The 13,558-nt window shown below is 70.2% G+C and carries 10 protein-coding genes; 6 read left to right on the forward strand and 4 right to left on the reverse strand.

Annotated elements, in window-relative coordinates:
• Positions 1-156: 156 nt before the first annotated feature.
• Positions 157-474, forward strand: a complete 318-nt coding sequence (locus AB0C96_RS42470; protein WP_362925593.1) for a hypothetical protein — start codon at positions 157-159, stop codon at positions 472-474.
• Between the two features lie 557 nt (positions 475-1,031).
• Positions 1,032-3,725, forward strand: coding sequence for a galactosylceramidase (locus AB0C96_RS42475; RefSeq protein WP_362925595.1), 2,694 nt, complete (start codon positions 1,032-1,034; stop codon positions 3,723-3,725).
• 91 nt (positions 3,726-3,816) lie between these two features.
• On the opposite strand, the gene AB0C96_RS42480 is transcribed toward AB0C96_RS42475, so the two are convergent.
• The 3 genes from AB0C96_RS42480 to AB0C96_RS42490 all read right to left on the reverse strand — a co-directional run bounded on the left by AB0C96_RS42480 (position 3,817) and on the right by AB0C96_RS42490 (position 7,353).
• Positions 3,817-4,371, reverse strand: coding sequence for a hypothetical protein (locus AB0C96_RS42480; protein ID WP_362925596.1), 555 nt, complete (start codon positions 4,369-4,371; stop codon positions 3,817-3,819).
• A gap of 215 nt (positions 4,372-4,586) precedes the next feature.
• Positions 4,587-6,161 (reverse strand): FAD-dependent monooxygenase, encoded by a 1,575-nt coding sequence (locus AB0C96_RS42485; protein WP_362925598.1) that lies wholly within the window; start codon positions 6,159-6,161, stop codon positions 4,587-4,589.
• A gap of 244 nt (positions 6,162-6,405) precedes the next feature.
• On the reverse strand, positions 6,406-7,353 hold the full coding sequence (locus AB0C96_RS42490; protein WP_362925600.1) for a TetR/AcrR family transcriptional regulator C-terminal domain-containing protein: 948 nt from the start codon (positions 7,351-7,353) through the stop codon (positions 6,406-6,408).
• 158 nt (positions 7,354-7,511) lie between these two features.
• On the opposite strand from AB0C96_RS42490, the gene AB0C96_RS42495 reads away from it, so the two are divergent.
• The 4 genes from AB0C96_RS42495 (at position 7,512) to AB0C96_RS42510 (ending at position 11,889) form a co-directional block, all read left to right on the forward strand.
• The gene (locus AB0C96_RS42495; RefSeq protein ID WP_362925602.1) at positions 7,512-8,621 is read left to right on the forward strand and encodes an FAD-dependent monooxygenase; all 1,110 of its coding nucleotides are present in this window, start codon (positions 7,512-7,514) and stop codon (positions 8,619-8,621) included.
• A gap of 231 nt (positions 8,622-8,852) precedes the next feature.
• A complete protein-coding gene (locus AB0C96_RS42500; protein ID WP_362925604.1) occupies positions 8,853-9,614 on the forward strand; it encodes a MerR family transcriptional regulator in 762 nt (253 codons plus the stop codon).
• Between the two features lie 143 nt (positions 9,615-9,757).
• Positions 9,758-10,120 carry a hypothetical protein gene (locus tag AB0C96_RS42505; RefSeq protein WP_362925605.1) on the forward strand — a complete coding sequence of 121 codons (363 nt, stop codon included), beginning with the start codon at positions 9,758-9,760 and terminating at the stop codon, positions 10,118-10,120.
• 305 nt (positions 10,121-10,425) lie between these two features.
• Positions 10,426-11,889 carry a mobilization protein gene (locus AB0C96_RS42510; RefSeq protein WP_362925606.1) on the forward strand — a complete coding sequence of 488 codons (1,464 nt, stop codon included), beginning with the start codon at positions 10,426-10,428 and terminating at the stop codon, positions 11,887-11,889.
• Between the two features lie 22 nt (positions 11,890-11,911).
• Here AB0C96_RS42510 and AB0C96_RS42515 read toward each other — a convergent pair.
• Positions 11,912-13,558: choice-of-anchor C family protein (locus tag AB0C96_RS42515; RefSeq protein ID WP_362925608.1), on the reverse strand; the 1,647-nt coding region annotated here is incomplete at its 5' end.

The following is a 13,558-nucleotide window of genomic DNA, read 5'->3' on the forward strand; positions in this document are numbered from 1 at the left end:
CGGAGGACGAGCAGCCGGCGACCGAGAGCGCGGCTGCCGCTCCCGCCCCGAGTCCGAATATGTGCCGGCGGCTGAATTCACGCATGACGGTCCCCATCGCATTCGTTCGAAGGTCTGGTAAAGGGGGACGCCCAAAGAAGGGGGACACCCGGAGAGATGGACAAGCAGATGTCGGGGCTCCGTTACGGCCCCGAGAAGGACATTCGGCCGGCCGCGGCGGGCGCGGCGGCCGACGAGGCGGGGGACGCGGAGTCCCTGCCGCTCCGGCAGGCGGTGAGCGTGAGCGCCGTCACGGCGATCAGCGATCCGACGGCGACCCCGCGGCCGCGGCGGAGGGTCCTGGCGGCGAGCGGCATTCTTCTCTCTCCCCCTCGTGTGGTGGTACGCACCCATGTCGGGATGGGTTGCGCGCAGTGGGTCCGTTGCGCTTCCACCGTGATCCACGACGCTGCCGATCGACTAATGACGCACTAACGCACCGCTAATGGCGCGCCCGCCCGCCTCCGCCACGGTGGCCCGCAGAGGGGCTGATGCCCTCCGGCAGGCCGACGGCGGCCGCTCAGGCCGAGCACGAGCAACTGAAAGGCATCCAGGACCCGTTGGAGCTGGCGGAACGTGCCGTACTGCTGACGACCCCGCTGGAGCCCGCCCTGTCGGCGCTGCGCAGGCTGGCGCAGGAGCGCCGATTCGTCCGTCACCACGGCGACCGCTGCGGCTCGCGCGGACGAACCGGCGGGCGCGCACTGCTCCTGCGGAAGAGGCGGCTCGGCGTTCTTCGTCCGATCCACCGCCATCACTTCTGTCCCGGGGCGTTGACAGAGGTCCCGGAATCCTCCACCATCGCCCCACAGATGAGTGAATCTGTTCGATCATGTTGAAGGTTGCTTGATTGTGGGTAGCGGCGGCCCACATTGCACCACCTGAGCGGCTCCCGCCTTCAGCGATGAGTTCCACATGCATCACGCCGCTCTCTCAGCCAAGCGCTCGCGGCCATTCCAACTCCCCCTTGGATCCCCCCACTTGGAGTCGACGTGACCTCCATCCCCCGACGGCGACCGCCTCTCCTCGTCCTCCTGACGCTCCTGGTCAGCGCCCTGATCGGCTGGGTCCCGCCGCTCGCCCATGCCGCTCCGGCCACGTCCGTCACCATCGACGGCACAAAGCCCGGCCTCACCTTCGACGGCGTCGGGGCGATCAGCGGCGGCGGGGGCAACACCCGGCTGCTCGTCGACTACCCGGAACCGCAGCGCAGTCAGCTCCTCGACTACCTCTTCAAGCCCGGTTACGGCGCCTCACTCCAGGTCCTGAAACTGGAGATCGGCGGCGACACCAACTCCACCGACGGTGCCGAGCCCAGCCACGAGCACACCCGCGGGGCGGTGGACTGCCAGCAGGGCTACGAGTGGTGGCTCGCGAAAGAGGCCAGGGCCCGCAATCCCGAGATCAAACTGGCGGGCCTGGCCTGGGGCGCGCCGGGCTGGATCGGCAACGGCAAGTTCTGGTCCCGGGACATGATCGATTACCTGATGTCCTGGTTCGGCTGCGCAAGGAAGCACGGTCTGACCATTGACTACGTAGGCGGCTGGAACGAGCGCAACTGGGATGCCGAGTGGTACAAGACGCTCAAGTCCACGCTCGTGGCCAAGGGTTACCGGACCAAGGTCGTCGCGGCCGACAGCGACTGGAAGGTCGCCGACGCGATGAAGACGGACAGTGCGTTCAAGGACGCGGTCGACGTCGTCGGCGTCCACTACCCCTGCGGCTACCTCGGCGACTACCCGTCCTGCCCGAACACCGACGTCGCACAGGGCCTGGGCAAGCCGCTGTGGGCGAGCGAGAACGGCTCCCAGGACACCGACACCGGCGCCCCGGCGGCGGCCCGGGCGATCAACCGTGACTACATCGACGGCAAGATGACCGCGTACTTCAACTGGCCCGTCATCGCCGCGATCTACCCCAACCTCCACTTCTCGACCGACGGCATGTCGCTCGCGCAGCAACCCTGGTCCGGCAACTACCACATCGGCAAGACCACCTGGGTCACGGCGCACACCACACAGTTCACCCGGCCCGGCTGGCACTACATCGACTCGGCGAGCGGATACCTCGGCGGCGACAAGGCCAACGGCAGCTATGTGTCCTTGAAGTCGACGAACAACAGGGACTACTCCACGGTCATCGAGACCATGGACGCCACGGCCGAACAGACCGCGACCTTCACCGTCAAGGGCGGACTGGCCACCGGCACCGTCCATGTCCGGTCCACCGACGTCACGTCGTCCGACACCGCGGACCACTTCGTCCCCGGCCCGGACATCACACCGTCCGACGGCACCTACTCCCTCACCCTGAAGCCGGGGCACGTCTACACCCTCACGACCACCACCGGCCAGGGCAAGGGCACCGCCGAGCCCCCGTCCGCCGCCGCGATGAAGCTGCCCTACTCCGACGACTTCGACAAGCCGGCGGCCACCACGAACCCCAGGTACTTCTCCGATATGAACGGAGCCTTCAAGACCGTGCACTGCGGCGGCGGCCGCACCGGCACCTGCCTGCGGCAGATGGCGCCGAGCGTCCCGATCCGCTGGACCGACGAGCCCTACCACGCCCCCTACACGATCATGGGTGACGGTTCGTGGGACGACTACACGGTCACGGCCGACGCGATGCTGGAGAAGAGCGGCAGCGTGGAGCTCCTGGGCCGCGTCGGCCAGCAGGGCCGCAACAACAACGGCCTGAACGCCTACCACCTTCGGGTCGGTGACACCGGGGCGTGGTCGATCGACAAGAGCGACACCTCCTGGAAGTTCACGACCCTCGCCAGCGGGAAGACCCGCGCTCCGGGTCTGAACACGTGGCACAGGGTGTCGCTGAAGATGCAGGGCCAGAAACTGACCGCCTCCCTCGACGGCAAGACCCTCGGCAGCGCGAACGACTCCTCGTTCGCCAAGGGCCAGGCGGGACTGGGCGTGACCGGCTACCAGACCCAGCAGTTCGACGACTTCACGCTCACCCCGGTCACACCGCCGGCGCCAGCCGCCACCGTCGGCGGCGGGAACGTATCGGTCGGCTGGTCGATCCCCAACACCCCGTCCTCGGGGCTGACCAACATCACCTTCCCCCTCACCGTCAACCAGGCCACAGCCCACCAGAGCGGCATCTACTTCGCCCAGCAGTACAGCTTCGCCAACGGCATGGGCTACACCGGCCTCCAACCACGGGAGAACAGCGGCGGCGGCGAGCGACTGTCCGCCCGCTTCTCCACCTTCACCGCCGGTGCGTCCACCACCGACCCGAACTGCCACGAAGGAGCCGACGGCGGCCCGGGCGTCACCTGCGCGGTCGACTTCGACGCCGTGTACGGCCACCGCTACGACATCACGGTCGAGCGGACCGCGGACGACACCTGGACCGGAACGGCAACGGACACGGTCACCGGCGCGTCCACCCACCTCGGGACCTACACACTGCCGGCAGGGAGCGGCAACCTCCAGGGCTCCCAGGGCGGATTCGTCGAGTACTACGCCGGGATTCCCAGCTGCTCGGAGATGCCGAGGTCAGACGTGGTCTTCGGCGGACCGACGAGCACCGACGCGGGTGGCCTCAACGGCACGACCAGGGCCAACTACGAATACAGCGACTGTGTCGGCCAGTCCGACTACCATGCCGAGGACGACGGGACGGGGACACACGTCACCCGTGGCTTCGTCTCCGACAACACATAGGGGCCGCCGAAACCGCCTTCCACGAGACCCTGCGGGCCATGTTCGGTTCCGCAGGGTCCCAGCGACCAGGCCGAGGGGGGCCTGGTTGGTCTCAGGGCGTGGGTATCTCCACGTCGAGCGCGCTGAGCACATCATCGAGGAGGTCTTCGGAGGCGAACTCCGAGACCCAGACGGCGAACCGCCGGGTGTACTCGGTCAGGCTCTCCCTCTCGGCGCCGTCCGAGCCGTCGTGCGGCGTGAGCCCGAAGTTCTGGTGCAGCCACCCGAGATACTTCTGGCGCGCGGAGGCGAGGCGCGCGCGGTCCTCGGGGTCGTCCGGCTCAACGGCGAGCAGCCGGAAGAGTTCGCGCAGGTCACAGGCTTCGACCCAGAGGTCGCCCTCGTCACCGAAGAAGATGACGGGCAGGGTGGCGAGATCGGTGCGGTCGTCACAGCGCCACAGGGCGTAGTACGAGCCAGAGGACGTCGCGTAGGCGAAGGGGATCAGCCGGTCCAGGTATGCGTCGGGAGCATCGCCGCAGAACCAGTCCAGGCCGCGGTCGTACTCGATCAGCTCGAATCCGGGCGAGAAGAACTGCCCTCCGAGGCCGTCCTGGAACTCCTTCAGCAAGTTCAGTTCAGGGATGGGAGAGTATGCGTCACTCAAGAGAACTCCTTACGACGGTCCGATGGCCGGGTATCCGATGGCCGGATAGCAGGTAGCAGGTAGCAGGTAGCAGGTAGCAGGTAGAGCTTCTCCGGCTCTCCAGCGGCCACGATCCCTTGCAGTGGGGTGACGGGGAATCGACCGCTCTCTTACATGATCACGGCTGAGGCGGTGCGCGCGGGCGACTTCAGCCAGATGCGTGGGGTGCTGGGCCGTCAGGGGGGCGTCGAGCGGGTGATGGTCGTGAGGGCGTGGCGGAGGGTGGCGTCGCTCGGTGGGTGGTCGCGCCAGCGGGCGCCGATATGGCCGTCGGGTCGGATGAGCAGTGCTCCGTGCCGGCGGAGGTCGCAGAGGTCGATGTGCTCGTGCGGAAGGGTCTCGATGCGCAGTGGCCAGGGTGTGGTGGCGGTGGTCTGTCGCTCCCAGTGGGTGGGGTCCGGGGTCAGGAGGGTGAACCATTCGCCGAAGGTGTCGAGCGTGGAGCTGTTGGGTGTGAGCCAGAGGTGTGGCATGCGGTGGCCTGGCTCTGTGGTGGGGACGTAGTCCGTACCGCTGGCGGGTGGCTCGGGTGGGGTGCCGTTGTCGGTGAGGACGGCGTCGGAGTGGTAGGCGACGCCGAGTACCAGACCCAGTTGCGCGAAGAACCCTTTCGACCAGGGAAGTTCGATCCGGGCCGCCGCCGCTTCGGCGCTTTGGAGCTGGTCGCGGCGCCGGTTCTGCACCTGGAGCAGCAGCTGGGTGTTGGCCACGGCTTGGCGGAGGGTCTGGTGGGCGACCGGCTGTCGTTCCGTCTCGTAGGACTCCAACAGGCTTGGTCCGGCCCACCCGTGGAGAACGCCCGCGAGCCTCCAGCACAGGTTGTGCGCATCGGCGACGCCGGCGTTCATGCCCAGACCGCCGATGATGGGGATCGCGTGCGCGGCGTCACCAGCCAGCAGGATCCGGCCATGGCGGAAGCGTTCGGCGACGAACGCGTTCATCACCCAGTGCTGAACCCGTAGCACCTCGGCCCGTACCTCGGCACTGGGGCCGAGGGCGCGCGAGACGAGACCGGGCCAGTCGGCGCGCGCCGGGTCTTCGGGTGTGGGGGCGAACCAGGACCAGCCTCCTTCCGGGTAGAGCGGGAGGAACGAGCCGTGCGCGGTGAAGTAGACCCCGGCGGGCTGGCGGGCGCACCAGCGGTTGAGATCGGCGTCGAACACGACGGTGGTGACACCCCCCAACGCCCCGGGGCCCGTGGTGTCGATTCCCAGCAGCTGCCGGACGGTGGAGTTCGCGCCGTCGGCGGCGAGCACATAGCGGGCACGGACCCGAGTCTCGTCACCGCTGTGACGGTCCACGAGCAGGGCCACGACGCTGTCGGTCTCCTCGGCCAGACCGATCAGCTCGACCCCGAACCGCACCTGTGCGTCCGCTGCGGCGAGCAGGGCGGGTTCCAACCGGTCCTGCGAGGTGACCACACCGAGCGCGGGGCTCTCGGGCACCGGCGCATTGATCCCGACCATCGCCTCCGTGGCGAAGTCACGGTCGTACAGGGTGTCGCGGAAGCGGATACGGCCGTACTCCGGCGCGAACGCGGCCGCGGTGATCCCGGCGGCCAGCCCGAGCTGGCGAAAGATCTCCATCGAACGCACGTTGACCAGCCGGGACCGTGGAAAGGGCGACAACTCACGGTGCTTCTCCACCAGCAAAACCCGCACGCCCCAGCGTTCCAGGAGCGCTCGGGCGGTGAGCCCGACCGGCCCGCCACCGACGATCAGTACGTCCGTCTCGGCGCTTGCCACGGGCATGTCGAAGTCCTCCAGATCACCCTGATCACCTCGGGCCCGGCGGGGCGCAGACCAGGCCGTTGACGTGGACGAGCAGTGGCCGACCGCGATTCCGCCGCCTTGCTGAGGTCAATCATCCGCACCGGGCAGCCGGCGGCAACGTCCGCGCGTCGGCGTACACCCGAACGCGCTCAGACGGATCGCCGGCGCTGTCCGGATACCGCCCACGCAGCCGAGGATCGGACACGCCCCAAGGGGAGAGCCCTCAGCCTTCAACAATGGGAGTAAGACCGTCGAGGAATACCTTGAGGCCGGATTCGAAGACCGCGTCGAGGCGCAGGTCATAGCCGCCGTCGAAGGCTCGCACCACCTTGGCGAAGGTGGGGAAGCGGCCGGATGCCAGCAGTTCCTGTAGGGCCGGAGCCCGGCTGTCCATCCACTGGTCCTCCGACTGGCCCGTGGAGGCTTCGGCATGCGTTTCCCATTCCAGGTGCACTGCCAGGCCCTGCACATGGCTGTAGAGCAGCACGTGGATGTCGAACAGGGTGGTGGGATCGAGGCCGTGGCCGTCGAGGGCACTCAGCGCCCATTCGCAGTGGGCCAGCAGATTGGGCACGATCAGCGGGCGGGTGAGAGAACCGAGCTGGGCCAGCCACGGGTGCCTGCGGTACAGGGTCCACAGGGTCCGGGCGCCCAGCTCGATACGGGAGCGCCACCCTTCGGGCGCGTCGGCGGGAGGGGCCTCGTCACCGAATGCGGCGTCGGCCATGAGAAGGACGAGGTCGTCCTTGCTGGGGACGTACCGGTAGGGCGACATCGCGGCGACGCCGAGCCGGGCCGCGACACCGCGCATGGAGAGCGCTGACAGCCCTTCGGCATCGGCGATGTCGATGGCCGTGCGGACGATCCGGTCGAGGGTCAGCTCCTGTTCGGAGGGTGGGTCAGGTGGTGAGTGCCTGCGGGATGGCGCGACGGGAGCGGCTCCGGCCACGACGGTGCCGGTTCGGGGCCGGGTCTCGACCAGCCCCTCAAGGCGAAGGGTGGTCAGGGCCTTGGTGGCGGTGGCGAGCGCGACACCCCATTCCCTTGCGATCTGACGGGTCGAGGGGACACGGTCCCCGGGGCCCAGTTCCCCGTCCATGATGCGTCGGCGGATCCCGGCGACGATGCGCAGATAGGGCGGCTGCCCGGATGCACCTGTGGGGTCTGTCACGTCCAGCCGCCTTCCCGTCCTGTACTAGTGCAGAGGCTATCAGCGAAGGCGCCGGACGGAGGCCAACTGCCCTAGCACAGACGTCTCGTTTGAGCATTTGAAGACCCTGCGCGTACGCCGTACGTTCAGCCGCGTACAGCGTACTGAAGGAGCTTCCCATGCAGACCGTTCTCATCTCAGGCGGCGGAATCGCCGGGCCCGTGCTCGCCTACTGGCTTCACCGCCACGGCTTCCGGACCACCCTCGTCGAACGCGCCCCGGCGCCGCGCCCTGGTGGCCAGGCGGTGGACGTCCGCGGCATCGCGCTCGACGTCGTCGAGCGGATGGGCCTGTTGGAACAGGCCCGACAGCTGCGCACCCGGATGCGCGGCATGTCGATCCTCGACCCCGACGGCCACGAGATCGACCGCTCCACCGAGGCGACCTTCAGCAGCGGCAGACTCGACAGCGACGACATCGAGCTGCTGCGCGAGGACCTGGTGCGCATGGTGCACGAACACACCCGCGCAGACGTCGAGTACCTCTTCGACAACAGCATCACCGCGCTCGACGAGGACGAGGCCGGCGTGCACGTCGACTTCACCCGCGGGGCGTCCCGCACCTTCGACCTCGTGATCGGGGCCGACGGCCTGCACTCGACCGTTCGGCGCCTGGCCTTCGGCCCCGAGGACCGCTTCACCGAGCACCTGGGCAGCTACCTCTCGGTGTTCAGCGCGGACAACTTCCTCGCACTGGACCACTGGCAGGTGTGGCTGCGCGACGGCGACGCGGGGTTCGGCATCATGCCCGTTCGCGACAACACCGAGCTCAGGATCGCCTTCGGCTTCCAGTCCGCACCGCTTGGTCATGACGTCCGCAGCAACGGTGGGCTGCGGCGTCTCGTTGCGGACAAGCTCGCGTCCCTGAGGTGGGAAGGGGCCCGCCTGGCCAAAGCTGCCCGGGACGCTCCGGACTTCTACTGCGACGCCATGGCCCAGATCCGGATGGACCGCTGGTCGCGGGGCAGGGTGGCCCTGCTCGGCGACGCCGGCTACTGCCCCTCCCCTCTCTCGGGGCAGGGCACCAGCCTCGCCCTCGCCGGCTCCTACCTGCTGGCCGACTGCCTCGCTCAGGCAAACGGCGATCACCACGCCGCGTTCGCCCACTACGAGCAGCGGATGCGTCCCTTCGTGAGCCTCAACCAGGCCCTGGCCACGGAGAATCCGGGCGGACCTGCCTCCGAGGCATCCGTCGAGCATGCCAAGAACGCACTCTCGCTGGACGGCTAGCCCCTGCCCCGAACCGGTGTCGAGGCCGGCCCCGCCGTCTTCGCCCACCAGCCGTTGCGAAACCGTCAGTTCCCGGACGTCGGCACAGCTGCGACCGCTGTGGTCGGCGAACATGGAGCTGCTCGGTTCACGCGGGCGATGTTCCTGGACGACTTGCGATTGCCGCTGCGTCAACTTCTACGGTCGTCTGTGGGGCCGGAGAGACCGGCCCGGCGAGGAAAGGGTGCGGCCATGGCCTGGTCGATTGCGGACGTGGCGCGGATGTCCGGGGTGACGTCCCGGACGCTGCGGCACTATGACGAGGTCGGTCTGCTGGTTCCCGCGTACATCGGGAGCAACGGTCACCGCTACTACGAGGAGGCCGGGCTGCTGCGCCTTCAGCAGATCCTGCTGATGCGGGAGCTGGGCCTGGGCCTGCGCGAGATAGCGACCGTCCTGGAGCACCAGGTCGACCAGGTGACCGCGCTGCGCGCGCACCAGCGCAGGCTGGTGGCCGAACGGGACCGGCTCGATGCGCTGGCCCGCACGGTCGACCGCACCATCGCCGAACTGGAGGAAGGCAAGGACACCGACGCCATGGAAAAGATCAGTAGGCCGGAGAACCTGTTCGTGGGCTTCGACACCGCTCGCCAGGAGGAGATCGCCCACGGGCAGTGGCCCGGCCAGGCGGAGCAGTCGGCCCGGTTCGCGGACACCCTCACCGCGGCGGACCGGGAGCGGATGCAGCGTGCGGCGACCGCGGCGATGGTCCGCATGGCGGAGCTCATGCAGGCCGGGACGGCGGTGACCGACCCGGCGGTACAGGCCGAGGTCGATGCCCACTACCAGGGCATCTGCCGGATGTGGACGCCGAACGCGGGCGCCTTCAAGGCCCTCGGGCAGAACTACGTCGACGACGCGCAGTGGCGCGCGGCCTACGACCAGGTCGCCGACGGCCTGGCCGAGTACCAGCGGGACGCGATGGCGGTCTACGCCGACGCCAGGCTGAACTGACCGACCGTCACCGGCTGTCGGGGCCGCGGCCCCGACAGCCGGGCACCCTTCCCGCCCCACCGTGCCCCCGTCCGATCCCGCCCCTGGCGGTGCCCGCGCCCCGTAGGGTGCGGCGCCGCCGTCACATCCCGGAGCACCACGCTGTGATCCCCCCGCACTGGCCCTGCCACCGCCGCCACGAGGACGACGAAATCCTCGGCTACCTACGCCCCGTCGACGACTCCCCCGGCCGGTTCGTTCCGGTCACGCTCCTCGGCCACCCGCTCGGCGACCCGAGCGAGGAAGAGCACGCCCGCCGTCGCTTGGACCGCACCGGACTCGGCTACCTGGCCCAGGACTGGCTGCTGTCCCTGCCCGGCCACCCGGAGCCCATCGCCGTGCAGATCGTCGAGGTCACCCCGCGGCAGGTGCGGTTGAAGAACGTCGACTACGGCTACCCGGACGCCGCCATCGGCCACGTCTTCGTCCTCGACGTCCCCCTAGCCGGGCAGCTCCGCCCGCGTTGACCGCCGCGCCGTCCCCGTCCGGGGTGGTGGCGGCCGGCCGGCTCGCACCGCCATCGGTCGCACAACGCCCCGGCCCGGCTTCACCGGCGGCCGCGGGCGCCTGCGGGCGCTCAACGGCCGCGCCTGCCGGGCTCGTTGCTGTCGTACCGGGTCTGTGTCTCGGCGATGAGCGGCCGCGTCACCCCCGTACCCCAACGCCCCGTCGGCCAGGTGGAGTTCCCGAAAGTACGCCCTCGTGGGCGTTACGCCCTCACGTGCGCGCCACGATCCTGGCGGCAACAAGGCGGCCCGGAGGCACGGGCCGCATGGCGTTCAGGAAGGCGGCCTCGTTGATCGCCGACATCACCCGCAGCAACAGCACCCACGAGCTGATCACCTACCTCTTCGGCCCCGGTCTCGCCAACGAGCACATCGACCCCCACCTGGTGGCTTCAGGAAACGGCTCCCTGCCTGATCCGGGCCGCTCCGAAGACTTCCACGGCGCCAAGGAACGGCTCGTCGCGGCGTTGAACCGCAGGGTCGTCCAGTGCGGCGGCCAGGCGCCCGGACGGATCGTGTGGCACTGCTCCGTGCGCACCGCACCCGAGGACCGCACCCTCACCGACCAGGACTGGGCGGCCATCGCCCGCCGCATCGTGCGCGCCGCCGGCTCCGGCCCCGAAGGCGACGACGGCTGCCCGTGGGTCGCGATCCGGCACGCCGACGACCACATCCATATCGTCGCCACCACCGTACGAGGAGGCCTCCGCCCTGCCCAGCACGGGAACGAACACCTCGCCGCCGACGAAGAACTCACTGCCATCGAGCACGCATACGGCCTGCTTCCGGCGGTCCGCGGCGAGCGTGCGGCTGTCCCGCACCCCACCCGCATCGAGAGCGACGAGCGCGAGGCGGCCGGTCCCGCCGTGGGCCGGCCGGCCGCCCCCGACGACCGGGACGCCACCGATCCGCCGTCGACCGCCCCGCGCCCGGGCCTGCGCACCCGCAATCCCTGGCACCAGGCCACCGCCGCCTCCGATCGCATACCCTGGGTCCTCCGCCACGATGACGACACCGCCGCGCGGGCCCACCTCGCCGCCTTCGGTGAGGCACTCGCCGCCCTCCCGCCCCTGGCTCCCCCGGACATCGGACCCCAGCTCCAACTGGCGGCCATCGCCTTCGAACGCGTCACCCGGTCCGGGGCCCGGTCCCGCTTCCGCGCACACCCCCACGCCCGCGCTCTGCGCAGCGCCGTCCGGGCCCTGCGCCACCAGCCCGTGCGGGGACACGGCGCGGCGCTCGCGATGTTCCTCGGCTCGTCCGTCCTCGTCGTCAACGCCGCCCTCCGCTGGCATCAACACCGCCGGAACGACCAACAGGTCATCGCCGCCCGCCGGACCCTGCACCACCTTCGGACCGCCTACGACCTGGCCGCCGCCAAGCCCCTGACCGCCCTGGCCCTGCGCGGGCCGGAGACGGCGAGCCCGGCGCGCTACGCGCAACTCGTCCACGAAGCCGTGCCCGAGCAGGCGCAGCAGATCCTGTACGACCCGGCGTGGAGCGCCTTGTTCGCCGCCCTCGCCGAAGCCGAGGCCGCGGGCCACCCGCCTGCCCGGCTCCTCCGGTTCGCCGTCCACCACTGCAATCTGGATGACGCCCCGTCCCCCGCACATCTCCTCACCTGGCGCGTCCACCGCCTCGCACAGCGCCCCGCGCCCAGCGTCCGCGCACTGGCCGCCCAGGCCCGGGCCCGGCCCACGGGCCGGACGAACGCCGCGGGATCCCCGTAGGACGGCGTCGACCGAGGCCGGTCTACCCCGCGGTGGCCTTGACCGTGTCGATCTCCGGCCCGCACCGGCTGTTCGGGTCGGTGGTGCTGGTCAGGCGCAGCGTGGTGCGGCTGCTCTGCGCGGTGAACCGCACGGTCTCCTCCCGCCACCCCATGTCGGTCGCGGAGTGCCCCGTGGTGTCGAAGGAGAAGTCCCGGGTGACCGTGCCGATGTCGGCGCGCAGGGTCTTGGCGACGGGTGCGCAGGTGGGGTTGCCGGCGAGGCGGAAGCTGACCGTGTAAGGCCGGCCGGCGGTGGTGGGGAAGGTCTGGGCTATCGCCCCGGCGGCGGGGCCCGGCGGATCGCCGTTCATGTCGATCGACTGCTGACCGTCCGCCGCCTGGAGCTGGCCCGACCGGACCAGGTTCACGGAGCCCTGGACCACCTGCCAGGGCCCGATGGTGTCACCGGTGCCGTAGTACGTCACAGGCTGGCCGGTGACCTGCGACTCGAAGCTGCCGTCGGACATCACCGAACCGGACGGGGGCCGGGGGGATGGGGTCGGAGCCGGGGAGGACGGGGCGGGCGTGCCGGCCTGCGAGGGGTCGGAGTCACCTGGCGGGGTGCTGCGTGACGGGTTCGGCCGCGGCCGGGCGTGACGGCCGCCCGGGCCGGGCTCCATCGGTGCGGACGGCGTCGGGCCGGACGACGACGGGCCGGCCGACGACGGCTGCGGCGGCGTGGGGGCGGATGTCGCGGCGGGCTCCCTGCCGCCCGCGCGGGGGTGCGAGGACGGGCCCGGCGACAGGATCAGCACGGCGGTCACGGTGAGGACGGTGAGGCCGGCCACCACCGAGACGGTGACGGCGACGGCGCCCGGGCCAGAGCTTCCGGCCCCCGTGGCACTCCCGGCGCCGGTACCTCCATCGTCTCCGGCACTCCCCGCGCCGGTACCTTCATCGTCTCCATCACCGGAGTCTCCGTCCGCTGCTCCACCACCGGAGTCTCCGTCCGCGCCCGGATCAGGGCCGTCCGCCGCCTGATGCGTCGTCTCGTCCGGTGGTGCCTGCGGGGTCTGCGATGCCTGTGGTGCCTGCGATTGCGGTGGCGCCTGGGATGCCTCGACCAGTGGGGCGAAGTAGCCGGCGAACACCGGCCCCAGGATCAGCGGGGCCAGAATGCCGCGCAGCCGGCCGGAGACCTCACGCAGCTCCAGCAGCAACCGGGGACAGCGCTCACACCCGGCAAGGTGCTCCTCGACCCGACTCCGGTCCCGTTCCCCCAACGACCCGCGCAGGTAGGCCGCCAGCTTCTTGGCACACCGACGGCACTCGCGCGCCATCTCCTGCTCACACAGATGCGCCTGGAGATACTCCTTGCGCAGCCCCTCACGGGCGCGACAGGCCAACGCGGCCGCCCCGTTGGCCGATAACCCCAGCAACGGCGCCACCTGCGCCGGACTCTCCCCCTCCACCTCGGTATGCCACAACACCGTCTGCCACCGCTCCGGCAACGCCGCGAACGCCCGCCCCACCAGCGACGCCTCCAACGCGGCCAACACCGGATCCTCGAACGGCAACAGCGGCGCGAACGCCTCCATCTCCGGCGTCGGCATGGCCCGCCTCCTACGCGCCGCATCGCTGACCGCAAGCCGACGCACCACCGTCAACACATACGGCCGAAACGCCCG

The sequence above is a fragment of the Streptomyces sp. NPDC048506 genome (assembly GCF_040651315.1).
Lineage (GTDB): Bacteria > Actinomycetota > Actinomycetes > Streptomycetales > Streptomycetaceae > Streptomyces.